The organism is Streptomyces akebiae, from assembly GCF_019599145.1.
Taxonomy (GTDB): Bacteria; Actinomycetota; Actinomycetes; order Streptomycetales; family Streptomycetaceae; genus Streptomyces; species Streptomyces akebiae.
Window position 1 is genome coordinate 9489427 of sequence record NZ_CP080647.1, and the last position, 25263, is coordinate 9514689.

18 protein-coding genes and 3 pseudogenes are annotated in these 25263 nt (G+C 71.2%); 10 read left to right on the forward strand and 11 right to left on the reverse strand.

The window, feature by feature from the left end; all coding sequences use genetic code 11:
• Positions 1-234: 234 nt before the first annotated feature.
• The gene (locus K1J60_RS41150; protein WP_220650668.1) at positions 235-2811 is read left to right on the forward strand and encodes a hypothetical protein; all 2577 of its coding nucleotides are present in this window, start codon (positions 235-237) and stop codon (positions 2809-2811) included.
• Here the strand turns inward: K1J60_RS41150 and K1J60_RS41155 are convergent.
• The 5 genes from K1J60_RS41155 to K1J60_RS41175 form a co-directional block, all read right to left on the reverse strand.
• Positions 2808-4304: an alpha/beta hydrolase gene (locus K1J60_RS41155; RefSeq protein WP_220650669.1), complete on the reverse strand. Its 1497-nt coding sequence runs from the start codon at positions 4302-4304 to the stop codon at positions 2808-2810. The two genes, K1J60_RS41150 and K1J60_RS41155, sit on opposite strands and share 4 nt — an antisense overlap.
• Before the next feature lie 153 nt (positions 4305-4457).
• Positions 4458-6896: a right-handed parallel beta-helix repeat-containing protein gene (locus tag K1J60_RS41160; RefSeq protein WP_220650670.1), complete on the reverse strand. Its 2439-nt coding sequence runs from the start codon at positions 6894-6896 to the stop codon at positions 4458-4460.
• 111 nt (positions 6897-7007) lie between these two features.
• The gene (locus tag K1J60_RS41165) at positions 7008-7631 is read right to left on the reverse strand and encodes an Rv1733c family protein (RefSeq protein WP_220650671.1); all 624 of its coding nucleotides are present in this window, start codon (positions 7629-7631) and stop codon (positions 7008-7010) included.
• Positions 7632-7873: 242 nt separating this feature from the next.
• Positions 7874-8698, reverse strand: coding sequence for an MOSC domain-containing protein (locus K1J60_RS41170; protein ID WP_220650672.1), 825 nt, complete (start codon positions 8696-8698; stop codon positions 7874-7876).
• Positions 8699-8752: 54 nt separating this feature from the next.
• On the reverse strand, positions 8753-9190 hold the full coding sequence (locus tag K1J60_RS41175; protein WP_033525763.1) for a DUF6643 family protein: 438 nt from the start codon (positions 9188-9190) through the stop codon (positions 8753-8755).
• Between the two features lie 316 nt (positions 9191-9506).
• Between K1J60_RS41175 and K1J60_RS41180 the strand changes: the two genes are divergently transcribed.
• The gene (locus K1J60_RS41180; protein WP_259408139.1) at positions 9507-10802 is read left to right on the forward strand and encodes a TerD family protein; all 1296 of its coding nucleotides are present in this window, start codon (positions 9507-9509) and stop codon (positions 10800-10802) included.
• Between the two features lie 58 nt (positions 10803-10860).
• Here K1J60_RS41180 and K1J60_RS41185 read toward each other — a convergent pair whose 3' ends face one another.
• Complete coding sequence (locus K1J60_RS41185) at positions 10861-12036, reverse strand: glycosyltransferase (RefSeq protein ID WP_220650674.1); 1176 nt, start codon at positions 12034-12036, stop codon at positions 10861-10863.
• Between the two features lie 57 nt (positions 12037-12093).
• On the opposite strand from K1J60_RS41185, the gene K1J60_RS41190 reads away from it, so the two are divergent.
• Positions 12094-12900: a glutamate racemase gene (locus K1J60_RS41190; RefSeq protein WP_220650675.1), complete on the forward strand. Its 807-nt coding sequence runs from the start codon at positions 12094-12096 to the stop codon at positions 12898-12900.
• A 50-nt stretch (positions 12901-12950) separates the two neighbouring features.
• Positions 12951-13508 carry a hypothetical protein gene (locus tag K1J60_RS41195; RefSeq protein WP_220650676.1) on the forward strand — a complete coding sequence of 186 codons (558 nt, stop codon included), beginning with the start codon at positions 12951-12953 and terminating at the stop codon, positions 13506-13508.
• Positions 13509-13634: 126 nt separating this feature from the next.
• Here K1J60_RS41195 and K1J60_RS41200 read toward each other — a convergent pair.
• The 4 genes and pseudogenes from K1J60_RS41200 to K1J60_RS41215 all read right to left on the reverse strand — a co-directional run.
• Positions 13635-14303: pseudogene (locus K1J60_RS41200) on the reverse strand (IS701 family transposase); the annotation flags it as partial.
• A 48-nt stretch (positions 14304-14351) separates the two neighbouring features.
• A pseudogene (locus K1J60_RS41205) lies at positions 14352-14723 on the reverse strand (SDR family NAD(P)-dependent oxidoreductase); the annotation flags it as partial.
• Between the two features lie 81 nt (positions 14724-14804).
• Positions 14805-15818: a sugar phosphate isomerase/epimerase family protein gene (locus tag K1J60_RS41210; protein WP_220650678.1), complete on the reverse strand. Its 1014-nt coding sequence runs from the start codon at positions 15816-15818 to the stop codon at positions 14805-14807.
• Between the two features lie 182 nt (positions 15819-16000).
• Complete coding sequence (locus K1J60_RS41215; protein ID WP_086749517.1) at positions 16001-17182, reverse strand: Gfo/Idh/MocA family protein; 1182 nt, start codon at positions 17180-17182, stop codon at positions 16001-16003.
• A gap of 1313 nt (positions 17183-18495) precedes the next feature.
• Between K1J60_RS41215 and K1J60_RS41220 the strand changes: the two genes are divergently transcribed.
• The 6 genes and pseudogenes from K1J60_RS41220 (at position 18496) to K1J60_RS46460 (ending at position 24063) form a co-directional block, all read left to right on the forward strand.
• On the forward strand, positions 18496-19584 hold the full coding sequence (locus tag K1J60_RS41220) for a sugar ABC transporter substrate-binding protein (RefSeq protein WP_220650679.1): 1089 nt from the start codon (positions 18496-18498) through the stop codon (positions 19582-19584).
• A gap of 167 nt (positions 19585-19751) precedes the next feature.
• Complete coding sequence (locus K1J60_RS41225; RefSeq protein ID WP_220650680.1) at positions 19752-20816, forward strand: ABC transporter permease; 1065 nt, start codon at positions 19752-19754, stop codon at positions 20814-20816.
• Positions 20817-20818: 2 nt separating this feature from the next.
• Positions 20819-21610: an ATP-binding cassette domain-containing protein gene (locus K1J60_RS41230; protein WP_220650681.1), complete on the forward strand. Its 792-nt coding sequence runs from the start codon at positions 20819-20821 to the stop codon at positions 21608-21610.
• 721 nt (positions 21611-22331) lie between these two features.
• Positions 22332-22775 carry a SpoIIE family protein phosphatase gene (locus tag K1J60_RS47310; protein WP_259408140.1) on the forward strand — a complete coding sequence of 148 codons (444 nt, stop codon included), beginning with the start codon at positions 22332-22334 and terminating at the stop codon, positions 22773-22775.
• Positions 22776-22866: 91 nt separating this feature from the next.
• Positions 22867-23007, forward strand: a pseudogene (locus K1J60_RS41240) (IS5/IS1182 family transposase); the annotation flags it as partial.
• A gap of 342 nt (positions 23008-23349) precedes the next feature.
• Complete coding sequence (locus tag K1J60_RS46460) at positions 23350-24063, forward strand: IS110 family transposase (RefSeq protein ID WP_259408367.1); 714 nt, start codon at positions 23350-23352, stop codon at positions 24061-24063.
• Here the strand turns inward: K1J60_RS46460 and K1J60_RS41250 are convergent.
• The gene (locus K1J60_RS41250; RefSeq protein WP_220650682.1) at positions 24041-25237 is read right to left on the reverse strand and encodes a Gfo/Idh/MocA family protein; all 1197 of its coding nucleotides are present in this window, start codon (positions 25235-25237) and stop codon (positions 24041-24043) included. The genes K1J60_RS46460 and K1J60_RS41250 overlap by 23 nt on opposite strands.
• Positions 25238-25263 lie beyond the last annotated feature (26 nt).

The window sequence follows — 25263 nt, forward strand, 5'->3', positions numbered from 1 at the left end:
CAAGGACATTCCCCCGTCCCCGGTCCCGAGGACGTCCCATATTCGCACGGCCCACCACCGGTGACGCCACTCCCCGCACGGTCGCGCGCACGTCATGCTCCGCTCCTCGCGCCCGCCACTATCACATGGATCGGGGAGATTCGGTGATCACAGGTGTATGACGCCCTACGAGGGGCGATCATCAGTGCCTGCACCTCACACCGACTTGCGGCGCATCACGGGGGAAGCGGAACAGTGGATCGTGCGAGGGAACATACGACACCGGCGGAACCCAGGGAACACGCGGAAGCGCGGGACGACGGTCCGCACGCCGATTCCGGCCGTTCCACGACGGACGCGACCGCCCTCGAACTCCTGGTCCACGGCGTCGGCGGCACCACCCCCGAACGCATGCTCGACGATCCCCGCACGGTCCGCGTCACCGGCGACGACACGGCCGCGGTCTTCCGGCGCATCGACGACGCCGACGCGGAGAAACGTCCCGCCGACTACCGCGGCAAGCCCGTCCCCGAGGCCTACGTCTGGTGCAACCTCACCTCCGGGAACAGCTCGCGTGCCCTGTGGCTGTTGCTGCTGCCGTTCATGGTCGTCAACCTCGCGCACTGGATGCGCCCCAGCTCCCGCGGCCGCCGAAGCACGGTACGTCTCTACGGCCTCCTCGTCCGCCTGGCCGGCCTGACCCTGACCGTGCTGCTCGTCGCGGCGGCCTGCGAGGTCGCGCTCGACCTGACCGCCTGGCAGTGCGCGGGCGCACGCGCGTGCGCGGAGGCGCACACCTGGCTCGGCTTCCTCTCTCCGGCCGTCTCCGACGGCGGCTGGTGGAGCCAGCCCGGCCGCCGCCTCGCCGTGGCGGCCGTGGTGCCCACCGCGCTGACCGGTCTCCTGTGGTACCTCTCCCACCGCACCTGGAGCGAGTACGAGTCCCAGCGCCCGATGGACCGCGACGACGGCCGTCCCGAGGACGAGAAGACGGCACCCGACGCAGCCGGTGGCGGCGACGCGACGCACCTCGCAGCCGACATCGAGGACACGACCCGCGTCGCACTCGGCCGGCCCGGCTTCTGGTACGGCCGCCGTCTCGTCGCCAGGCTCCGCGCCGCCCACGCGGCGGCCGGATTCCTCACCGTCGCGGCGGCGGTCGGCACCTCGGCCGCCCGCCACGACCGCCGAACGGACGGACCTGCCCTCCTGGAACTCCTGGGCTGGCTGCTGAACTCGGCCCTCGTGCTGCTGGCGGGGACCGTCGTCTGGGTGGTCTGCCGCAGGGGCCGCAGCGAGCGGCGCCTCGACACACGCCTCGACGGGACCGTGGTCCGCCGCCTGCCCGCCTGCTCGATCGCCGTGCTCGTCCTGGCCGTGGTGTACGCCGGGTGGTCGCGCCCCGGCTGGAGGTCGACGGGTCGGCTGCCGGGCGACCTGACCTTCGGCGGGATCACCCTGGTGCAGGGCCTGCTCGTCATGGCGCTCGGCGTGGTCGCCCACACCCTGTACCGCTCCCGCCCCGACCCCCGCACCGCCATGTACGGTCTGGCCGGCCCCGCCGTCGCGATGCTCGCCTGCGCCCTCGGCGGCGTGATGTCCGCCGGTGTCGCCCAGCGCGTCGCCGACTGGCTGGGCGGCACCGACGACGCCCTCTCCGGCCCACCCGTCCTCCTCACCTGGCAGGCCTCCGTCATCCCGCCCCTCCTCGTGGTCCTCCTCGGCCTCCTCGGCTGGCTGGCCCGCCGCACCTGGGTCCTGCGCAGAGCGGAGACGGCGGCGGTGGAGCGGGAGTACGGCCTGGTCGGCGAAGGGCCGCAGGAGCAGGCGAAGGGACTGCCGGGCCAGGAAGGGGTGCCGGACCCAGGAGGACCGTCGAGCCCGGTGGAACCGTCCGTCCCGCGCGAGCCGACGGCGCCGGGGGGCCCTGGCGGGCCGCGGCCCGAGGAGCACGAGGCGCAGGACGCCGGCCGTACCCGCCGCATCGCGCGCACCCGCGCCATGGCGGCCCTCACCGACCGGGCGCCACGCATCGTCGCCGTCACCTCCACGGTGACCCTGCTGCTCGGCGCCGCTGCCCTCACCGGCGCCCTGGTGACGGGCGAGACACCGGCGAGGGCGGCGCAGGGCTCGTACGACGTCGTCGAGGGAGCCGCCCAGACCGCGCAGGCACTGGGATCCTGGCTGATCGGCGTGGGCTTCCTGCTGTTCGTCACCTGGGGCCGCCGGGCCTACAAGGACGCCTCGGCGCGGCGGACGATCGGCATCCTCTGGGACGTGGGCACCTTCTGGCCCCGCGCCGCACACCCGTTCGCACCGCCCTGCTACGCCGAGCGGGCCGTACCCGACCTGACCTGGCGCATGGCGACCTGGACCCGCGCCACCGGCGGCCGGCTCGTCATCTCCGGCCACTCCCAGGGCAGCGTCCTCGCGGCGGCCGCCGCCTGGCAGCTGACCCCGTCGGTCCGCGGACGCGTCGCGCTGCTCACCTACGGCTCACCGCTGGAGCGGCTCTACGGACGCTGGTTCCCCGCCCACTTCGGCCCGGAGCCGCTCGCGGCCCTGCACCGGGAGGTCGACCGCTGGCGCAACCTGTACCGCCGCACCGACCCCATCGGCGGCCCCGTGCGACTGACGAGCCGGCACGGGCCGCAGGTCGACGCCGAGCCCTTCCCGGACCCGCTCGCCTACGGCCGCACCGGCGCCCACCCGCTGCCCGCCCCGATCCTCGGCCACTCCGACTACCAGGCCGACCCGGCCTTCGTGGCCGAACGGAAGCATCTGCTGGACCGACTCGGCACCGAGCTGCCCGGCCCGCGGACGTCGCCCTAGTCCGGGCAGGTGACATCCCGCGCGGGGCGCTCGCCCGTGGTCAGGAACGAGGTCACGGCATGGTTGCCGCAGGCGTTGCCCGTCCCCAGGTAGACGCCGTGACCGCCCCGCTCGACCGTGACGAGCCGCGCCCGGTCGCCGAAGGCCCGACGCATCCGCAACGCCCCGACGTACGGGGTGGCCGGGTCCCGTCGGTTCTGGATCATCAGGATGTTGGACGGGCCCCGGTCGGTGAGCCTCGTGGGCTGGTCGGCGGGGGTGTCCTTCCAGAAGGCGCAGGGGAAGATGTTGCCCGGCAGTCCGGCCGTGAGCGGATACCGCGCCCGGTTCGCGGCCACCGCCCGCTCGTACCCGGCCACCGACCGGGGCCAGCGCACATCGTTGCAGATCACGGCCATCGTGACGGCGGCGTCCTCGTCACTGAGCGGTCCGGCGACCGCCGGCGGCAGCACCGGGGTGGCGTCCGGCGTCATGGCCGCACGCATCAGCCCCGCCAGCCGGGGGAAGACGGCGTCGTCGTAGAGGGAGTCGTACATGACCTGCCTCAGCAGGTTGCCGGTGAGCGGCACGCCCGGTGTCGTCGACTCCCTCGGCGCGCGGTCCAGCTCCGCCGCCAAGGAGAGGAACAACGGCCGGATCTCCGCGGCCCGCCGGGCGAGCCGCAGACCCTGCGCGTCCCGGGCCGGATCGGCGGCCCAGGCCGCGAAGTCCGGGAACCGGTCCTCCGCGCCGACCGCCATGTTCGCCACCCAGGCCCTCTCGACCCGCCGAGGATCGGGGTCGTCGTTACTGTCCAGCACCCAACGGTCGGTGCGCTCGGGGTACTTCTGCGCGTACACGGCGCCGACATAGGACCCGTACGACACGCCGTACGCCGACAGCTTGTCCTCGCCCAGGGCCTGCCGCAGGCGGTCGATGTCGCGTACCTCGTTGGCGGTGCTGAGGCTGCGCAGCACGGCACCGCCGTTGCGGGCGCACGACTCGGCGGTGCGGCGGGAGCGGGCGACGTTCTCCGCGATGCCGCCGTCCGGCGCGGGCCAGGGTCGTAGGGTCACCAAGTGCCGGTCGGCTGGGGGGAGTTCACAGGACGCCCGGGTGCTGGCTCCCACGCCGCGCGGGTCGAGGCTCACGATGTCGTACGTGGCGCCGAGTTCACGGCGCAGTGCCTCGCCCTGCCGGGTGAGTCTGGCGATGCCGGAGCCGCCGGGGCCACCGGGGAGGACGAGCAGGGTGCCGCGTCGGGCTTCGGGGCGCTCACTGGGCAGTCGGGAGACCGCGATGCGCAACCGGGGGCCGTCGGGGGCCCGGTAGTCGACCGGCACGGTCAACACGGCGCACTCCTGGCCGGCCGGACCGCCCGGCTGGACACAGGGGCGCCAGGCGAGCGCGGGTGAGGACGACGAGGCGAGAGCCGGGGTCGTGGCCGTCAGCACGGTGCCGACGACCGAGGCGGTCAGGGCGAGGACCAGGACGTTTCGCGTGCGAAGTGTCATGGCCCCATGCTGTCCAAGGGGCCACTGCCGCCCCATCCGGCAACCCGGTCACTCGGGGGTGGGGTTGGCCCCCGGCCTACGGACCTGCAGCCCCCCGGCCTCCGGGTGCGCCGTCCCCGTCCGGCGGAGCCGTCGCACCCGCCGGCGGCGGGCCTACGGCAGCTCCGGCAGGTCCTCCGCGTACAGCAACGTCAGTTCGTCCGTGCTCGGTTCGTCGACCTGGGCGACCCGGCTCGCGTGCCGCTCGACCATCGCCTCGAAGGTCTGCCGCGCGGTACGGCCGTTGCCGAAGGCCGGACCCTTGGGGAGGGCGGTGAAGTACTTCAGCAGGGCGTCGCCCGCGCCCGGCGCCAGCCGGTACTCGTGCTCCTCGGCCTGCTGCTCCACGATCCGCAACAACTCGTCGGGGACGTAATCGTCGAAGGTGATGGTGCGTGAGAAGCGGGACGCCACACCGGGGTTGACGGTGAGGAAGCGCTCCATCTCGGCCGTGTAGCCCGCGACGATCACCACGACCGCGTCGCGGTGGTCCTCCATCAGCTTCACCAGCGTGTCGATGGCCTCCTTGCCGAAGTCCCGCCCGGAGTCCTCCGGCGACAGCGCGTACGCCTCGTCGATGAACAGCACACCGCCACGGGCCCGTCCGAACGCCTCCTGGGTGCGGATGGCCGTGGAGCCGATGTGCTCGCCGACCAGGTCCACCCGGGACACCTCGACGAGATGTCCCTTCTCCAGGACGCCGAGCGAGGCCAGGATCTCGCCGTAGAGGCGGGCGACCGTGGTCTTGCCGGTGCCGGGGGAGCCCGTGAACACCAAGTGCCGTTTGACCGATGCCGCCTTGAGGCCGGCCTGCTGGCGGCGACGGCCCACCTCGATCATGTCGGTGAGGGCGCGGACCTCGCGCTTGACGCTGTCCAGGCCGACCAGCGCGTCGAGTTCGCCGAGGACCGCCTTCGAGCTCCGCGTCGACGGCTCGGGCTCCACGGGGGGTACGGCGACCGGCGGCTGTTCGGTGGTGCGCCGGCCCGGGATCGAGCCCAGCAGACCGGGCGACTGGGCCGCGTTCTGCGTGGCCGTCTCCCGGGTGGCCGGGGGCCGTACGCCCGCGCTCTCGTCGCTCGCGCAGTCCTCGACCACCGGACCGCCGCCGACGGTGCCGGGGCCGCCGTCCGCGAACTCGTAACCACCGCGCGCGCAGCGTTCCGTACGGCATCTGCGCAGGGTCGACCGGCAGCCGTCGATGATGTGGAAGCCGTAGCCGCCGCTGCCCGTGACCCGGCAGTCGAGGAAGCTGCCGCGCCCCTCGGCGGAAACGTAGAAGCCGGCCTCGGCGGGCGAGGTCACCGTGCAGCGCTCGATCGTCGGGTCGGCGCCCTTGGTGACGATCACGCCGGTCTGGGTGCCGTCCACGGTGCAGCCGTTGAGGGTGCCGCCGCTGCCGTGGTCGCGGAACCAGGCGCCCGTGGCGGCGTCCCGGATACGGCAGTCGTCGAGCTGCGCGGTGGCCCCGTCGCTCACGGACACCGCCGTGTTGCGCACCTGCGACAGGTCACTGTCGACGACGTCCGCGCGGGAGCCCCGGTCCAGCACGAACAGCGCGTCCGGCACGTCGTGCACCCGGCAGGACTCCAGCACCGCCGTCGCGCCGTCGCTGATCCAGACCGCCGGGTAGTCGCCGGTGCTGTCGAAGATCTCGCACTGGTTGGCGTCCACCCGCGTGCCCGGGTCCCACACCGACAGGCCGTTGCGCCCGAACTGGCGGACCGAGGTGCGGGTCAGGGTGAGGACGGAGCGCGAGCGGAGATCCACCGCGTTCTCCGGGATGTCATGGATGCGGCAGTCCGCGAGGGTGAGCACGGCGTCCGTGTCGAGGGTGACCCCGTCGGCCGTCGTCCGGTGCACATCGCAGTCGGTGAGATGGGCCGTGGCCCGCCCGGTGATCTGCACGCCGCTGCCGCGGACCTCGTAGACCTCGCAACCGACCGCCTCCAGCGCGGAGTTCTCCCCGGTCGCCGTCAGGCCCGAGCCCGAGGTGTGGTGGATACGGCACCGCTCCAGCCGCGGATGGCCGCCGCCGCGCACCGCGACCCCGGCCTGGCCGGCCGCGACGACCTCGCACTCCTCGAACACACCGCCGCCGCCGTCGACCACGGCGATGCCGATGCCGGCCGGGTTGTCGACCGTGCAGCGTCGGACCGTGGGGCGGGCGCCGCCGCGTACCTCGATACCGGCCGCGGAGCGGGTGACGATCCGCAGGTCCAGCAACTCGGGGGTGCCGTCCTCGACGAGCAGCGCGGGCGCCGCGGCGTCCTGCCCCTCCACATGCAGATCCTGCACGACGGCCGAGGCGGAGACGGTCAGTGGTACGCCGTCCACGGGCGCGATGCGGACCGAGCCGGGCGATCCCTCCGGACCGCGCAGCGTGACCCCGCGCTGCACCACGAGGTTCTCCCGGTAGGTGCCCGGAGCGACGATGAGCACGTCGCCGTCGCTCGCTGCCTCCAGGGCCGCGGCGAGCGACGAGTACTCACCCGTGCGGCGCCGCCACCGCGATGTGCCGGTGTGCGTCACCTGGACCGTGCCCTGTGCCATGGCGTTGCTGTGCCCCCACCTCGTGGAACGCGGGTCGATGCCGAACAGTTCGGCTGGTCGGTCCACCGTAGCGTGCGCGGGCGGGGGGAGTTGACCGGAGTGCGAAGGCGGTCAGCTGCCCGCGCCCGTCCTGCCCCAGTCCGGCCCGGCCTTGTCCCATGCCTGGTCCCAACGGGTGTAGCGATGGCGGACCATGCGCCAGACGATCAGCCGTCTGACCCCCTCGACGAGTCCCGCGCTGAGTACGGTGGCGCCGAATCCGGCCAGCACCGCGTGGGTCGTCGCGGTGACGGTGTCCAGGGGGCGTCCCACCGTCCGGCCCTGGCCGTCCGTCCACAGCGTGAAGTGGTCACCGGGCTGCGGGGTCTTGAGGTTCGCCATGACCGTGCCGTGTCGTCGGGTGCCGTCCGGGCCGGTCCAGTCGGCGACGACGCGGCTCTGCCGGTCGCGGGTCGTCGCGGTCTCCGGATCCGGGTCCAGCGGGGAGCCGTCGACCTTCTTGACGACCGTGGCCGTGACCCGGTGGCGGCTCTGCTGCTGGTCGCGCACGGACTGCTGCAGGGCGCTCTGGGCGGTGGTACCCACGACGGCGCCGATCAGCGGCGCGGCGACGAGGATCAGCACGAGCGCCGCGAACGCAAGCCAGGCCTCGACCAGATCGGTCGTCCGCCGCAGCGGGTTGTGACGCCAGCGCCACAGTCCGCCGAACGCCCGTAGCCCACCGATTGCCCGCACCGCCCCACACCCCCTTACGCGTCCGTGATGGCCCCCGGCGGAGCCGTCCACGCGCGGTCCCGGTCAGGAGAGGGGGAAATCACCCTCCCACCGGCCTTCTCATGAACTTCTCACAAAGGCCCAACGGACGGACCCGTGGTGTGTGTTCCCTGCACACGAACCGAATCGTAGGAGATTGAATTTTCAAGATGAAGCCGGGGTTCTCTCTCACGACCGCCCAGAACTCATCGAGATCGAACTCCCTATTCGAGTACCCGCACCGGATCGCCGACCCGTAGCGTGCCCGCGGATTCCGGAACGAGGTTCTGCCCGAAGACCAGCTTGTCGCCGAAACGGCGGTGACGCGCGAGGGTGCGCAGCGGCTCACGGCCGCGCTCGGCGGTGTCCTGGTCGGTGGTGGTCACCACGCACCGGCCGCACATCTTGGCCACCCGGAAACTCACTTCGCCGATGGCGACGCGCCGCCAGCCGTCCTCGGCCCAGGCGTCCGTGCCGTCGAGGACCACGTTCGGCCGGAAGCGGCTCATGGGCAGGGGGCCCTCCTCGGCGTGGTCGCCCTGTGCGACCAGGTCGTTGAGCGCGGCCAGCGAGGCGAGCGTGGTGAGCAGCAGCGGATAGCCGTCGGCGAAGCTGACGGTCTCGCCGGGGCGGGCGTACTCGGGGTCGATCGGTCGCCGGGTCGCCGGGTCGTCGAGGTGTACGAGCCGTACGGGGACGCCCAGGTAGCCGCTGAACCAGGTGTGCGCCACGGCGTCGGCGGGGACGCCCTCCACCTTGTCCCGCCAGATCTCCACGGTGGTCGTGTCGGTGGCCGCGGGCACCGGGACGGTCAGCGGCTCGCGGCCGGGCGCGGACAGCAAGAGACCGCCGCCGGGCAGGAGCCCGGCGGCGGCCAACGCCATACGCGGATGCGGACGTTGAGTGATGACCTTGCCCGAGTCGTCGACCAGCACCCAACGGCGGTCGCCCGCCAGCCCCCAGGGCTCCACGACGGCCTTGTCGGGGGCGAAGCCCCGGGCCGCCTTCAGCGGGTGGACATGGATCGAGTGCAGTGACGGATTCCCCATGGCGTCATCCTGCCAGCAGGCTGTGACAACCCCACGCGAAACGTTCCAGAAGCCTCAGTACCCGCGGTACTGCTGGCCGTTGTACGGGTCCTGCTGGTAGGGGGCCGCCGGGGCCGGGCGGGGTGCCGCCGGGCGCATGGCCTCGTAGCCCGCCATCGGACGTTGTTGCTGCTGCGGCGGCTGGGTGCCCGGGTAGCCCCGCGGGCCCGCGGCCTGCTGCGGGATGTACGCGTTCGGCGCCTGCTGGAGCGGCGAGGGCTGCTGGGCCTGCGGATAGCCGTAGGCGGGCTGGGAGGGACCGGCCGGCAGCGCGGGCAGCGCCGACGGGAGGGCGGGCAGGTTGCTGCCCGGGGTGTCGTACTGGGCGGGTACCCGGATCGGGGCGATCTGAGGGGTTCCCCGCTCGGCGACGAGAGAGTCGTAGATCGGGGTGTCCGCGAAGGACGAGGCGGAGTAGTAACCGCCGCCGTAGGTGGAGCGGGGGGAGGTCATGGCACATAAGTTAAGCCCACGATGTGCTGGTTGGGGAGACCGATAAGAGGGTTGTTTTCCGTGTCGGCCGTGACGCCGGATCCCCAATGCGAGCGAACTCGGCGAAAAAGGGCAGCAAAGCGCGTTCTGATCGTGTAAAGGCCGAGTTCCCGGCGGGTTACCGGCGGTTGACCGAAGGATCCTTCGGTACGGGTTCTGGGGGTTCCGGGGCCCGGGGGAATAGGTTGGGCCGACAACGGATCCGGCCGGATCCGACGGACTGCGTGGGACGCGGCCTGGTGACGACCTTCTGGATGACCTTCTGATGGGGGCGGACATGTCAATGCCGAAAGGATCGAACACCGCGGTGCCGACGGGCGCGCTGCGCGTGGAACTGGGCTGGCGCTCCGGATCGGGCGTGCCCGACACGGACGCCTCGGCGCTGTTGCTCGTCGGCGGGAAGGTGCGCTCGGACGCCGACTTCGTCTTCTACAACCAGCCCACGCACTCCTCCGGCGCCGTCCGGCACGAGGGCAAACGGGACGCCGGAGGGCAGGTGACCGACTCGCTCCTCGTCGACCTCGCCCGCGTGGAGCCCGCCATCGAGACCGTGGTGCTGGTCGCCTCGGCGGACGGCGGCACCTTCGGGCAGGTACCCGGACTGTACATCCGGGTGCTCGACGAGCGGGCGGGTACCGAGGTCGCCCGCTTCGACAGCGCGGACGCCGGCGTCGAAACCGCTTTCGTCCTCGGGGAGTTCTACCGTCGCCAGGGCGCCTGGAAGTTCCGCGCCGTCGGCCAGGGCTACAGCACCGGCCTCGAAGGCCTCGCCACCGACTACGGGATCACGGTGGACGAGCCCCAGCAGGCGGCGGCACCGACGCCCGCGCCCGTGGCCGCGCCGGCCCCCGTCGCCCCGCCCGTCACCGTGCCGCCTCCGGTGACGACCGCCCCGCCGCCGCCCCCCGCCCCGCCCGTGGCGCCCCCGGCACCGGTCCGTCTCACCAAGGTGACGCTCACCAAGGAGGCCCCGTCGGTCTCCCTGACCAAACAGGGCGGCACCTCCGGCGCCATGCGCGTGAACCTCAACTGGGAGGTGCGCAAGCAGTTCAAGGGATGGGGCAGCAAACTGGGCCGAGCGGTCGCCATGCACGCGGACCTCGACCTCGACCTGTGCGCCCTGTTCGAACTCTCCGACGGCAGCAAGGGCGTCGTCCAGGCACTCGGCAACGCCTTCGGCTCACTGCACCAGCCGCCCTTCATCCACCTCGACGGCGACGACCGCACCGGCGCCGTCAGCAGCGGCGAGAACCTCACCGTCAACCTCGACCACAAGCAGTACTTCCGGCGCATCCTGATCTTCGTCACCATCTACGAGGGCGCCCGTTCCTTCGCCGATCTGCACGCCACGGTCACGCTCCAGCCGCAGCACGGCGCACCCATCGACTTCTCGCTCGACGAGTGCACGGTGCCCTCCACCGTGTGCGCCCTCGCCCTCATCACCAACCAGGGCGGGGACCTCATCGTGCAGCGTGAGGCCCGCTACCTCGTCCCCGAGCGCGGAGTGAGCCCGCAGCGCACCGTCGACTACGCCTACGGGTGGGGCATGAACTGGACCCCCGGAAGGAAATAGCCGTCCCTGCGAGAGACGAGGGGTCCCGCACACCGGGGAGAGCTTCCGGTGCGGGACCCTAGCTCTCGTCCGGGGCCGGGGCCGGGCGGGCGTAGGTACGGCCTTTCCAGGCCGCGCCGCGCCCCCGGTGGTGCCGCACCGCCGAGTCCACCGTCATCAGCAGGTACAGCAACGCGGTGAACGGCAGCAGGGGAGCGAGGTACGGCTGCTGACCGTAGTAGCGGAGCATCGGCACGTACGTCGCCGTCATCAGCAGCCAGGCGAGCCCGCCGAGCAGTGCCGTCGCCGGGTCCGCCGTGGCCAGGCCCGCCACGAGCGCGACCGGCGGGACGAGATAGACCAGGGCCAGGCCGAGGACCGTTCCGGCGAGCAGCAGCGGATTGTGCAGCAGTTGGGCGTAGGCGCTGCGGGCGATCATGTGCCACAGGTCGCCCAGCCGGGGGTAGGGCCGCACGCTGTCCACGCGCTCCGCCAGTCCCAGCCAGATGTGGCCGCCGCTCCTCTTGACCGCACGGGCCAGCGCCACGTCGTCGATGACGGACTGCCGGATCGCGTCCGGGACCCCTGCCCGCTCCGCGGCCTCGGCGCTCAGCAGCACACAGCCGCCCGCCGCGGCCGCCGTGCGCGAACCCCGTACGCCGATCCGGCGGAACGGATAGAGCTGGGCGAAGAAGTACACGAAGGCGGGCACGACGAGCGTCTCCCACCTGCTCTCGGCACGCAGCCGGGCCATCTGGGAGACCAGGTCGAAGCCGCCGGTGCGCGCGGCCGCCACCAACGCGCGCAGGCTGTCCTGGCGATGCGCGATGTCCGCGTCCGTCAGCAGCAGGAACTCGGGCCCACGCGCGCGTGCCAGCGTGATGCCGTGCCGCACGGCCCAGAGCTTGCCCGTCCAGCCCGCGGGCGGCTCCCCGGGCGAGGAGACGGTCAGGGGCAGGCCGCCGAACCGTCGGGACAGCTCACGGGCCAGGTCACCGGTCCCGTCCGTGCTGCCGTCGTCGACCAGGAACACCTCGGCCCGGCCCGGATAGTCCTGGGCCAGCAGCGACGGCAGGCTCTCGGGCAGCACGGCGGCCTCGTCACGGGCGGGGACGACGACACAGACGTCCGGCCAGTCGTCGGGGTCCCGGCGGGGTGGCAGGCGCACATCCGTGCGCCAGAAGAAGCCCTGGCCGAGTAGCAGCCACACCCAGGCGGCGAGTGATCCGGCGGCAATCCACGCGATGGCGCTCACGCCCGCAGTCTGCCCCACCGGAGCGGCCCCACCGAGGCCATCGTCTATCGTGGCCGGGTGAAGATCGCGCTCATGGACTCCGGTATCGGTCTGCTCCCCGCCGCCGCCGCGGTACGGCGACTGCGGCCCGACGCGGATCTCGTGATCTCCTCGGACCCCGACGGCATGCCCTGGGGCCCGCGCACCCCGAAGGACCTGACGGAGCGCGCTCTCGCCGTCGCCGAGGCGGCGGCCGCCCACCTCCCCGACGCGCTGATCGTCGGCTGCAACACCGCCTCCGTGCACGCCCTGCCCGCCCTGCGGGCCCTCCTCGAACCGGGTCTGCCGGTGATCGGCACGGTCCCCGCGATCAAGCCGGCCGCGTCCGGTGGCGGCCCCTTCACCATCTGGGCGACACCCGCCACCACCGGCAGCCCCTACCAGCGCGGCCTCATCGAGGAGTTCGCCGACGGCGTCCCGGTCACCGAGGTGCCCTGCTGGGGACTGGCCGAAGCCGTGGAGCACGCCGACGACGCGGCGATCGACGCCGCCATCGCCGCTGCGGCCGCGCTCACCCCTGCCGACGTGACGACCGTCGTCCTGGGCTGCACCCACTACGAACTCGTCGCCGAACGCATCCGCGCGGCCGTCCAGCAGCCCGGCCACCCGCCTCTCGTCCTGCACGGCTCCGCCGGCGCCGTGGCCGCGCAGGCGCTGCGCCGCATCGGTGAACTGCCCGAGCCCGAGGCCGACTGGAGCGGGTCGAAGCTGACGGTCATCCTCAGCGGCCGCGAGGGCTCGCTGCCCGCCCCGGCGCTGGCCTACGAGGAGGGCAGGCTGCTCGCGACAGCCGGTGCGGCGCCGGCCGTCCGGGCGGACCGGTAACGGTCCGCGACCAGGTGCCCGCGCAGCGGAACCTGAGTAGTCTCAAAGCCATGAGGGACCACCCCCACGGCGAGACGGGCACCCCCGAGGGCCCGCACCCCGAGGTCTGGACCGGCCGCGCGACCAATCGCGGCCAGTGGCTGCTGGCACTCGGCGGCGCCGCCTGCATGGCACTGGGCATCGAACTCGCGGTCGACTCCGCGTGGACGTCCGGTGTCGCCCCGCTCGTGATGTCCGTCGTCGGCTGCATCGCGGCCGGGCTGCTCGTCCTCTTCGGCACGCTCGCGTTCGTGCACGTCTCCGTGAAGGTCGACGAGGAGTGTCTGGAAGTCCGCTGCGGCCACATCGGTGTCCCGCGCCGCCGCATCCCCCTGTCCCAGGTGGCCGACGTCGTCTTCGCCCCGTGCGTCACGCCCCACCAGTGGGGCGGTTGGGGCTACCGCTGGCGGCCCGAGAAGGGCACCGCCGTCGTCGTACGACGGGGCGAGGCCGTGGTGCTTCGCCTCTGGGACGGTCACACGTTCACGATCACCGTGGACAACGCGGAGACGGCCGTGAACGTCATCCGCGCCCGGCTCACCCCGAAGGCGTCCGGCGCCGCGCACTGACGCCCCGCACGCCGCCCGGCCCGACGCCCCTAGTGGGACTCCGTTAGGTCTGTCTCGATCTTGGCCTTTGGTGTGACCTGCGGGGCAGGGGTTGGTGGCTGGTGGTGCAGATGCCGGTCCAGCACCTCAGGACGTCCTGGAGGGCGTCGAGGACTTGGTAGGGGGTGAGGCCGGTCCGGGCACTTCTGGGGCCAGGCGCTGTTCGGTGAGGAAGGCGTGGGTGGCGGTCACGAGGGTGACGTGGTGGTGCCGGCCCGGCCGGGAACGCCCTTCGAAGTGGTCCAGGCCCAGGCCGTGCTTGAGTTCGCGGTAGTCGTGCTCGATGCGCCAGCGGACCTTCGCCAGACGGACCAGGCCGGCGATCGGGGTGTCGTCCGGCAGGTTGGACAGCCAGTAGTCGGTCGGCGCTTCGGCGTCGGCAGGCCATTCGGTCAGCAGCCAGCAGTCTGGCAGGATCCCGTCCCACCAGCCCTGTTCGGCCGAGGCCGCGGCTTTGATCGGCCGCTCGACAGCTTTGCCGGCCGGGCGCACGCGCACGGTGGCGTAGCGGGAGCGTAACTCCCCTCGCGAGCCGTGTCGCCAGGTGAGATGGGCGAATGCCTCCTGTCCGAGGGCGGCGGCCAGGGCTGCCACGGATGGTGCCGTCTGCCGGTAGCGGGGCTGGGGCCAGCAGCCGACCGGCCCGTTGCGGGCCGGGGCCACGGGCTTCGTCTCGAAAGAGTGCGCGCTCACGTCCGACCGGACGGCCAGGACGTAGGCAAGTCCGCGCTCGGACAGCGCCGCCCGCGGGTGAGCGCAGGAAGACCTAACGGAGCCCTACTAGCCGCTCCAATATCGGGTCGTTCAGACGCTCCTGGGTGAGCCGGGATACAGTGAAGGCGGGCGCGATGGCGTTGACCCGTACTCCGTCGGCCCCGAGGGCGAGGCTCTGCAGATCACCGCATCGAGGTTCACCGAGCGCTGGCGCTCCCAGGCGTCGTCGTCGAAGGCGTTGACGCCGCTGGGCTCGTACGTGCCGGCGTTGGCGAAGTTGACGTCCAGGTGGCCGAAGCGTCGGACGACTGCCGCCACCGCGCCGTCGAGCGCGGTGGCGTCCGTGATGTCGGCTTCGATCACCTCCACGCGCTTGGTGTCAAAGCCCGCCACGGTCTCGTGCAGCGGCTCCCGACGGCGGCCGAGGACCGCCACCGCACGCTCCCTCTTCGGGGAACGCGCGTGCGGTCGCCCGGCCGATGCCGGTGCCGGATCCCATGACCAGGATGACCTGGCCTTGGTAGGGGTAGGTGGTTCAGGCGATCACGCCTGCAGCGACTCCTGGAGGGCCGCGGCGGCGGCCTTGAGTACTTCGGCTGCCACGGCGACACCCTCGACGGGGCCGAGTTCGGTGTCCTCGTGCTCGATGTTGACCATCATGTCCGGGTCGACCTCGTGCAGGGCGCGTAGGAATTCGGTCCAGTAGGCGACGTCATGGCCCTTGCCGAGGGCGACGAAGTCCCACGCGGATGCCTTGGGCCACTCGTTGGCCCACTCGTCGCCGCCGAGGTTGGTGCGAGGCTCCTCGGGCGACAGACGGCGGAAGCTGTTGTCGAGCACGCCGTTGAGTGCTGCGTGTTCGGGGTTGATGCGGACGTCCTTGGCGGCGGCGTGGAAGACGAGTTCGCCGAGGTGGCGGACGACCGCGACGGGGTCCATCTGCTGCCAGAACAGGTGCGAGGCGTCCAGTTCGACGCCCACGTGGGTCGCGCCGGTGAGGTCGATGAGCTTGTGCACGTCGGCGGAGTTGAACACGACGTTCTGCGGGTGCAGTTCGAGGGCGACCTTGACGTCGTGGTCACGGGCGAGCCGGTCGGTCTCGCGCCAGAAGTCGGCGACGATCTTCCACTGGTGGTCCAGCACGTCCAGGGCCGCGGAGTTCCATGCGTTGACGATCCAGTTCGGGCGGGTGGCGCCGGGCTCGCCGCCGGGCAGACCCGACATGGTCACGAGGCGGTGCTGTCCGAGCCGTTCGGCCAGGCGGATGGAGCGGCGGATGTCCTCGGCGTGCTTTTCACCGATGACCGGGTTCGGGTGGAGTGGGTTGCCGTTGGCGTTCAGGCCGGCGATGGAGACGCCGGTGCCCTCGAAGAGACCGAGGAAGTCGTCCCGGGCGGTGTCACTGACGAGGATGTCGTCGAACTTCGGTACATGCACGGCGGGCAGGAAGCCACCGGTGTTGATCTCTATGCCCGTCAGGCCCAGGTCGGCGATGACTTTGATCGCCTCCGGAAGCGGCCGGTCGTGCAGGATCGCGTTGTACAGTCCCAGCTTCATTTCGTAGTTCCTCGGTCCTTCTCGATGATGACGGTGGTGCCGCTGACGAGGGCGGAGGAGCTCGTGCGAGCTCCCGCGTATGCAGGGCTGTGCCTGGCGTATACGGCACGAGTGGTGGGCAGCCCTGCAGTGGCGGTTCTCCTGCCGGAGAGCTGAACGGAAGGAGGCAAGCCGAGCCGACCTCACTGGACGGTGACGGCCTGTCCGCCGGCGTCGGCGGAGGCGACGATCGCATCGATGACGCGCAGGTTGTGCAGCCCGTCGGCAAGGGTGGGGCAGGACGGCAGCCCGTTCAGACCTGCGATCTGCTCCAGGAAGGCCCGGGCCTGCCAGACGAAGAACTCGTGCTGGCCGTGACCCACGCTGGGAAAGTCCATGGGCAGACCACCGGCGATGTAGGGGTGGCCGGGGCCGACCACGATGCGCCGGTAGCCGTCCACAGGGGCGGAGGCCGCCGAGTCCACGATGGTGAACTCTGCGGGACGCGACAGTTCGAAGGTGGCCGCGCCGCCCTTCGTGAACACCTCGAAGCCGAGGGAGTTGGCCAGACCGCGGGCGATGCGCGAGACGGAGAAGGTGCCGACGGCGCCGGAGGCGAAGGTCGCGGTGAAGGTGGCTATGTCGTCGTTCTCGACGAGCTCGCGTTCCTGGCTCACCTGTACGTCGGCCGAGTGGCCCACCGCGGTGCCCAGTGGCAGAGGTCGCTCGTGCACCTGGGTGGATAGCACGGCGCCCTGAACGCTCTGCACCGGACCGCAGAAGTACTCGCCGAGATCGATGAGGTGGCTGCCGATGTCGGACAGTGCCCCGGAGCCGGGTCCGCCCCGGTAACGCCAGCTCATCGGTGCCTCGGGGTTGTGGCCGTAGTCGCACCAGTAGTGTCCGTTGAAGTGTTGTACCGGCCCGAGCGTGCCCTCCCGCACCTGCTGCCGGATGGCGTTGATGGCGGGGGAGCGGCGGAAGGTAAAGCCTGTGGCCGCCACCAGGCCGGTTCCCTCGGCCGCCGCCACCATGGCCTGCGCGTCTGCCACACTCGGCGCGAGCGGCTTCTCGCACAACACGTGCTTGCCCGCCGCCAGCAGGGCTTCGACGATCTCGCGGTGCAGGTGGTTGGCGACCACGACGCTGACCGCGTCGATGTCGTCGGCCTCGACGATTGCCCGCCAGTCGGTCTCGGCCCGCTCGTAGCCGTAGCGGCGGGCGGCGTCCTGGGCGAAGGGCTCATGGGCGTCGGCGACAGCGACCAGGCGGATCCCGGGCAGCCCGTCGCCGTACAGCGTCGAGGCCTGTCTGTAGCCGTTGAGGTGGGCCCGGCCTGCCATTCCGGCCCCGATGACCGCCACCCCGATCGGTCGTGTGCTCATGATGGTTCCTCTCCGGCGCGCCGTTGTGCCGTGACTAGGGGGATGGGGACCGAGCGTCGTGGGCGCGGGTTTCACCTCGGGATCTACCAGCCAAGACCTCGTTTAAAGCGCTTTAAGCACTGGTACTATCGGCGGCGTTACGGGCGTATGTCAAGCGGTGCCGTAAATCCACGGGAGACCGCGTGGGCGACTTTGGCCCGGCTGCCCCCGCGGGCCTGGACGGCGCGATACCGCGTCCCCCGATCGGAGGACGTCACCGTGTGCGTCCACCGTCCTGCCCCAGCCGCCGGCGCTGTGGCCGGCCCGTCGTTTCGAGGGCTGCAGGATCACCGGTGCCAACTCGACGTCGTGTGCGGTGCTGGACGGCGACGGTGTCGACCGGGCCGTCGACGCCCTGGTGGGCCTCGGTAATCGTGCGGTCGTCACGGCAGTTGGGGCGAGGTTGTCATCGCCGTCGACCGTCGCCGCGGATACCGGAGCGCCATGCGCCGCCGCGGTCTCGTCTCGCTGATCGGGATCCGCCATGGTGCCACTGAGGAATCCGGCAGCGGGGCCGGGGCGGCATCCCGTCGGAGGACGGCGCTCTGTCGGCCGCCGTCGTGACGCCCCATGACCGGAGTGCCCTGGCCTCGCTGACTGCCTTCCGGCGGGCGGAGGAGAGGTTCCCGGCGCCGGTCCGTCGCGGGCTGCGGCGGCGCCCTTGTCCCCGCTGTGCTGCTTCATCTGACCGCGGTCGGCCAGAATGCCGAGGAGCAGGCCCCGTCAGGCCGTCATCGCCGTGGTCGTACACCTTGATCGGGGTGGTATCGCGTCCCGCGAGACATCTTTGCCTCCTCCCTCCTCCTGCGTGGAACCACATCGCAGCCGCGCTGATCGGGCGAACCGCTTGGTGCGTTCCGGCCACCGCCGGCCGCTGTCCGCGTGGGCGCCACATGTGTGCCCTATGCAGCCTTTTGCGGTCGGTGGTGGCGCAGTGCGCATTCTTCCGCGAAAAGGCCCTTGACACGTTTCGGAAACACAAGCATGCTCTGGCCACCACTTAAAGCGATTTAAAAGATCACGAATACGAACCCGCACTCACCAATCCGTCCGGCGTTGCCGTGATCGCCGCAGCACCCTCCTGGCGAGCTCTTCCGTCGCTCGCCCATGCCTGTAAGCCCCATCACGCGAATACCCGGTACTGCGGACGTGCCCGGTCTTCCCCGCGCAATCGCGCGCCCCGGTTCGTACGCGTCACCGTCGCACCACCACCCCGAGACATGCCTGGCCTCGCTCACACGCGCCTCGGCATCACTCAAAGGAGCACCCCGCACATGGATCACACCCAGTCCCGGCGACTGCTCGGTCGCCGTCCTGCCCGAAGAGCTCTGACCGCGGTGAGCCTGCTCGCCGTCATGGCGGTCGCGGCGACCGGATGCGCCAGCGGAAAGGCCTCGGGCGGCGATGGCGACCAGTCGTCCGCGCCTGCCGAGGGCGGATCGACGTCCGCCGCGAAGAACGGCAAGAACGCCATCTACGTCATCGGCGGCAAGCCCGACGACCCGTTCTGGTCCGCGGTCAAGCGGGGCGGCGAAGACGCGGCGAAGCTCGTGAAGTCCGGCGGCGGTTCTGTGACATTCCTCGGCCCCAAGACGTACGACAACCTCGGCCCGGACGCCGCCAAGCTGACGCTCACCGCGCTGTCGCAGAACCCGTCGGCGATCGTCGTACCGGACTGGGTGCCCGAGAACCAGGACGACGCGATCAAGCAGGCCGTGAAGCAGGGCGTGCCCGTCTTCATCTACAACGCGGGCGGTGTCGACGCGGCCGAGAAGACCGGGTCGCTCAAGTACATCGGATCGGACGACTACGAGGCCGGCAAGGCCGGTGGCGCCAAGTTCGCCGAAGAGGGCGCGAAGAACATCCTGTGCGTCAACACCGTGCCCGGCGCGGCGAATTCGGAGGCCCGCTGCGACGGCATCGCCGACGGTGCCAAGACCGAGGGGGCCAAGTCCAAGCAACTGCCCCTGCCCTCCTCCAACTTCGGCAACCCCTCCGCGGTGACCCAGGCCATCAAGGGCGCCCTGCTGAAGGACGACACCATTGACGCCCTCGTGACGATCGGCGTCCAGGACGCGGACAGCGCGGCCGCCGCGATCGACCAGGCGAGCGCGGCCGACAAGGTGAAGCTGGGCACCTTCGACCTCTCGGACAGCCAGCTCAACCGGATCAAGGCCGGCAAGCAGCTGTTCGCCATCGACCAGCAGCCTTACCTACAGGGCTTCTACGCGGTGTCGATAGCCAACCAGTACCTGTCCTACGGCGTGATCCCGCCGCAGAACCCGCTGCTGACCGGCCCGCTCCTGGTCACCAAGGACAACGTCGCCGAGGCGATCGCGGGCACGAAGGCCGGCGTCCGCTAGTCGGCGGAGGACCGCTCCCGGCCCGAGTCGCTCATCCCTCGTTCACCGTCCCGCGTTTCCCGCTCCGCGTTCCGCGTGGAGGTGCCGGGCCCCGGCCCGGGCGCGGCACCTCTCGCAGGCGTACGACGCGTCGCACATCCGAGATCCACAAAGGTGGTACCAGACCGATGACAACCTCCCTCCCGAAGACGACGGCCGGCCCGGAGACCGCCGTCATACCGGCGAAGCAATCCGAGAGCCGGCTGGGGCAGCTGCGCCATCGCCCCGAGGCTGGAGCGCTCATCGGAACACTGAGTGTCTTCGTCTTCTTCGCGATCTTCGGCGGTGAGAAGTTCCTCGCCCAGGCGGGGGCGGCGAGCTGGCTGAACATCGCCGCGGAACTCGGCATCATCGCCATCCCCGTCGGGCTGCTGATGATCGCCGGTGAACTCGACGTGTCCGTGGGCTCGGTGCTCGCGGGCAGCTCGATGACGCTGGCCATCGTGTCCGGGCACTGGGGCGCGCCGATGATCGTCGGCATCGTGCTCGCACTCGCGCTGGGTCTGCTCACCGGCCTGCTCAACGGGATTCTCGTCACCAGGAGCAACGTCCCCTCTCTGGTCGTCACCCTGGCCACCCTGTTCGCGCTCTCCGGGCTCACCCTCGGCCTGTCCCGGTTCACGACCGGTACCACCAGCGTCGCCATCGCCCCCGACCCCACCTCCAAGGCGATCTTCGGACAACTGATCGGCGGCCAGTTCGAGGTCGCGATCTTCTGGTGGATCGTCGTGGCCGTCGCCGTCACCGTGCTGCTGCAGGCCATGCCGTACGGCAACTGGATCTTCGCCATCGGCGGTGACAAGGAGAGCGCCCGCGCCAACGGCATCCCCGTCGCCCGCGTGAAGATCTCCCTGTACATGGCCAGCGGGTTCTGCGCCGCCCTCGTCGGCGTGATCCAGACCATCCTCTACAACGGCGCCCAGGTCGCCAACGGCCAGTCCTTCGTCTTCAACTCCATCATCGCCGTGGTCATCGGCGGCGTACTGCTCCAGGGCGGCTACGGCTCGGTCGTCGGCGTCGTACTGGGAACCCTGACCTTCGCCATCGTCAACCAGGGCATCTACTTCACCGGCTGGAACTCCGACTGGGCCGCCCTGATCCTCGGCGTCCTCATCCTTGCGGCGGTGCTGATGAACAACACGTTCCGTCGGCTCGCCCTGTCCCACAAGCCCCGCTCCGCGAAGAAGGCCTGACCATGACCACACCCCTTCTGCGCCTGGAAGGCGTCAGCAAGTCCTTCCTCGGCACCCACGCGCTGCAGGACATCTCCCTGGAGGTGGACGCCGGAAAGGTGCTGTGCCTGCTGGGCGACAACGGTGCCGGCAAGTCGACCCTCATCAAGATCCTCTCCGGGTTCCACAAGCCGACCACCGGCACGATCGAGGTCAACGGCGTCCCTGCCGTCTTCGACAGTCCGCGTGACGCCAGTGCCCAGGGCATCGCCACCGTGCACCAGTTCGGCGGTACGTTCCCGTTGATGGGCGTCGGCCGCTGCTTCTTCGTCGGGGCCGAACCCACCAAGGGCTGGGGCCCGTTCAAGTTGTTCGACAAGAAGCTGGCGGGCGAGATCGCCGTCCGCGAGATGCAGTCCCTCGGCATCACCCGCGTCACCGACGGCGCCCGCCTGGTCGGCAGCCTCTCCGGCGGCGAGCGCCAGGCCCTGGCCATCGCCCGCGCCGTCTACTTCGGCGCCAACGTCCTCATCCTCGACGAGCCCACCGCCGCCCTCGGTGTCAAGGAGGCCGCCCACGTCCTGCGCATCATCATGCAGGCCCGCGCCAAGGGCGTCGCCGTCATCCTCGTCACCCACAACGTGCGCCACGCCATGATGGTCGGCGACCACTTCGCCGTCCTCATCCGCGGCCAGAAGGCCGACGACTTCCGCAAGGGCGAACGGACCCGCGAGGAGATCACCGACCTCATGGCCGGCGGCGAGGCCATGGCCGACCTCGAGGCCGAACTCGCGGAGCTTCAGGCCGGCGCCTGAGCCCAGCGCTCCGGGCCCGACCACCCGCTTCGGCCACCGACTTCGCGTCCCTCCCCCGCGAGCCGGAGGCCGAGATACGCGGCGCGACCGGAAACGGTACGCGCTGCCCCCAGCCCGTACCGGGTGGAGCTCACTCTCCGCCCGGTACGGGCGCGACTGCGGTCGACCCGGCGGGTCTGGGCACGGCAGGTGACGTCGTGCATGGGCAGACGGCCCGTGAGTAGGGATGCAGGGCGCCTGGCGAGTGCCGGGCGACCTGGCATGAGCCATCTTGGATGCGGGAGAAGAATGGGCGTATCGCACTCTGAGTGGGGGAGCGGCTGGGGTCGTCGCGACTCTGGTGGAGGTGAGACGGTGGGGAGAGGGCGAAATCACCCACGACGCCGAACTGTCGAACCGCGTCGACACGTCCGGCGACTCACGGACGGCGCGTGCCGTTGTAGACGAACACGGTGTGATCGCCGACTGGAAGGAGGGCGCTCGTCGCCTACTCGGCTGTGCGTCTGCGAAGGGACGAAGAGATCTCCGCGGAGGCACTGCGTCGACTTCCGAGCCTGCCGAGGTGGAGCGGGAGGGTCCGGCTGCGGCACCACGACGGATACCAGGAAGTCCGGTACAGGTCGCCGGAGAGATCCGCAAGCAGGCTCCTTTGGCGAGGGCGACCTGTTGCCGGCCGAGGAGATCACCGCCCGGGCCGCGGTCTGCATCGACAGTCCTGCGGGTGTCGTCGATCTCATGGATACCGGCCGGTCCCCCGTTGGGACTGGGCGGGTTGCCGTTCGAGACCACCGAGATCACCCTTCCTGAGGGAAGCCTGCTCGCTCTCTGTACCGATGGGGCTGGTCGACTCCCGGGAACAGGACCTCGACGAGGGAACCGCGCGCCTGTGCAGCGCCCTCGCCCGTCCCGCGTTGTACGGTCCGCGTCCTCTGGACGATCTTTGTCACGACGTGCTCGCCACCGTGCCACCCGAGCACCCAGCCGACGACATCGCCTGCTCATCGCCCGCGCCCAGGCCCTCGATCCTCAGCACGTCGCCGCCTGGAATCTGCCGACCGACCCCTCCATGGCGGCCAGGGCACGCGAGCTTGTCACCGCGCAGCTCGATGCGTGGAATGTGTCGGAGGCGTCCTTCGCCATTGAGCGTTTTCAGTACGGCCACTGATCGTGTGACGTCGATGGGTGCGCAGTGCACGAGGCTCCCGTGCCGTCGGGGGAGGTGTTCGAAGTCTCAACCCACAGGTATAGAAGCCGCGTTGGTTCCGTATTCTGCCGCACTCGACCTGCCTCACGCCCTGGTCGAGTCGGTGACGATGCTCATCGTCACCCACGAGGGTGACCGCCGTTGCAAGCTCCCGCCGCACCAGCGTGCGCTGGTCAGGTTGGTGTACCTGCGCGCCGGCGGAGCGTGTCCCGATAGGGGTCTTGGCCTCGAAGACACCGTCACAGTTCTGACCGTTCCACCGACCGGCGCTGACTATCGGTACGTCGTCGAACAGGAAGCACCGTGATCACCCTCTGCATGCCTGCGGCCTTTCCTGCTGCCCACGCTGTCGAGGCCGCGGCCGAGCCGCGCGTGGTGGTGCTCGGCGTCGACCTCACAAGGACGCGCACGTCGCCGTCCTTGACCACCTTGGCGGACTGCTGAGCAGCGGGGAGTTCCCGGCCACCGCGGCCGGCTACGGCCAGCTTCTTGACTGGACACGTCGGTGCGGGACGGTGCTGCGGGCTGGGTTGGAGTGCACCGGCTCCTACGGTGCGGGACTGGCCCGCTACCTCGCGACCCAGCAGGTTTGCGGTGGTGGAGGTTGATCAGCCTGATCGATCCACCCGGCGCCGGCGCGGCAAGACCGACGCCGTCGACGCCGAGGCTGCCGCCCGGGCCGCGCTGTCCGGCATCGCACGGGCGCTACCGAAGAGCGGCGACGGGCAAGTGGAAGCGCTGCGGATGCTCCGGTTGGCGAAGAACTCCGCGGTCGAAGCAGGGAAGTCGAGAGCGGCTCCAGCTCCTCGCGCAGGGCGGGGGGAGCGTTGACCCCGACACCCCGGAACAGCTGGCCGGCGAGGCATCCCTCGCCGCCCTGTGCGGCGTCAGTCCTGTTGAGAAGTCCTCAGGGAAGAGCCGGCGCCGTCGGCTCAACCGCGGCGGAGACAGGCAGGCCAACGCCGCGCTGCACCGCATCGTGGTCACCCGCCTACCATCTACCGGACGGAGTGGAGGCACACGCCCGGACGGCCCGCCCGGCCGCCACACGCGGCCGAGAACGGATTTCGGCCGGCATGCGGCGCGTGGGGGCGACGCCCTCGACGAACACACGTTGTGGGCCCCGCGCGCACCTGTCGGCGGGCGGGGCCTCGCAAGGGGTTCTGTGAGGCGGCTGGCGACGCCGCGTGCAGATTCGGGCTCTACGAGCTCCGGCTCTTCGGTGGTCAGGCGGTGGGCGGGACCGTGACGGCGGCGCCACCGGCCTGGGAGGACTCGACGACGGCCTTGATGATCTCCATCGTCCGCAGCGCGTCGGCGAACGTGGCGCAGGCCGGCAGCGGCTCGGCCACCCCCGCGACCTGGTCGAGGAAGGCGCGGGCCTGGTAGGTGAAGTTGTCGCCGTTGCTGGCGCCCACACCCGGTGCCTCCATCGGGACACCGCCCGCGAAGTACGGCATCTGCGGGCCGGCGATGATCTGCCGGGCGCCGCGCGTACGGGCGTCGGGCTGGGCGTCGTCGAAGAGGTACTCGGCGGGCCGGTGCTGGTCGAACGCGGCCCGGCCGCCGAGGCCCAGGACGTCGAAGAACAGCCCGTTGGGCAGGCCGAAGCCGGTGCGCGTCACCGAGAAGGTGCCCACGAGCCCGGACTCGAAGCGGGCCGTGAACGACGCGGTGTCCTCGTTCTCGACCTCGCCGAACTCGTCGGAGACGGGAGCCGCGTTGTGGCCGACGACCGCGCCCAGCGGCAGCGGACGCTTGGGGATCTGCGTCGACAGCGCGGCCCCGGAGACGGAGGCGATGGGCCCGGCCACGTACTCGGCGGCGTCGATGACGTGCGAGCCGACGTCACCCAGCGCGCCGGAACCCGGGCCGCCCTTGAAGCGCCAGCTCAGCGGGCCGTTCGGGTCGGTCGCGTAGTCGCACCAGTACCGGCCGCTGAACAGGGTCAGGTCACCCAGCTCACCGCGCCGCACATGGTCGCGGATCGCGGCGATACCGGGGGAGCGGCGGAAGGTGTAGCCCACGGCCGTCACGACCTCGGCGGAACGCTCCAACCCGGCCATCGCACGGGCGTCTTCCAGCGACCCGGCGAGCGGCTTCTCGCACAGCACGTGCTTGCCCGCCGCGACCAGGGCCTCCGCGATCGGCCGGTGCAGGGCGTTGCCCACGACGATGCTGACGGCGTCGATCGTCGGGTCCTCGACGACGGCCTCCCAGCTGGGGAGCGCCTTCTCGAACCCGTAACGGCGGGCGGCGTCCTCGGCGAGTGCGACATTGGCGTCGGCTATCGCGGCCAGCCGCACCGGCGGCAGACCGGCGCCGAAGACCGTGTTGACATTGCGGTAACCGGCGGCGTGGCTGCGGCCGGCCATACCGGCACCGATCACGGCGACTGACAGAGGCTTGGCGGACGTGGTCATGGGGGTGCCTTTCGAAGAGCTCTGAG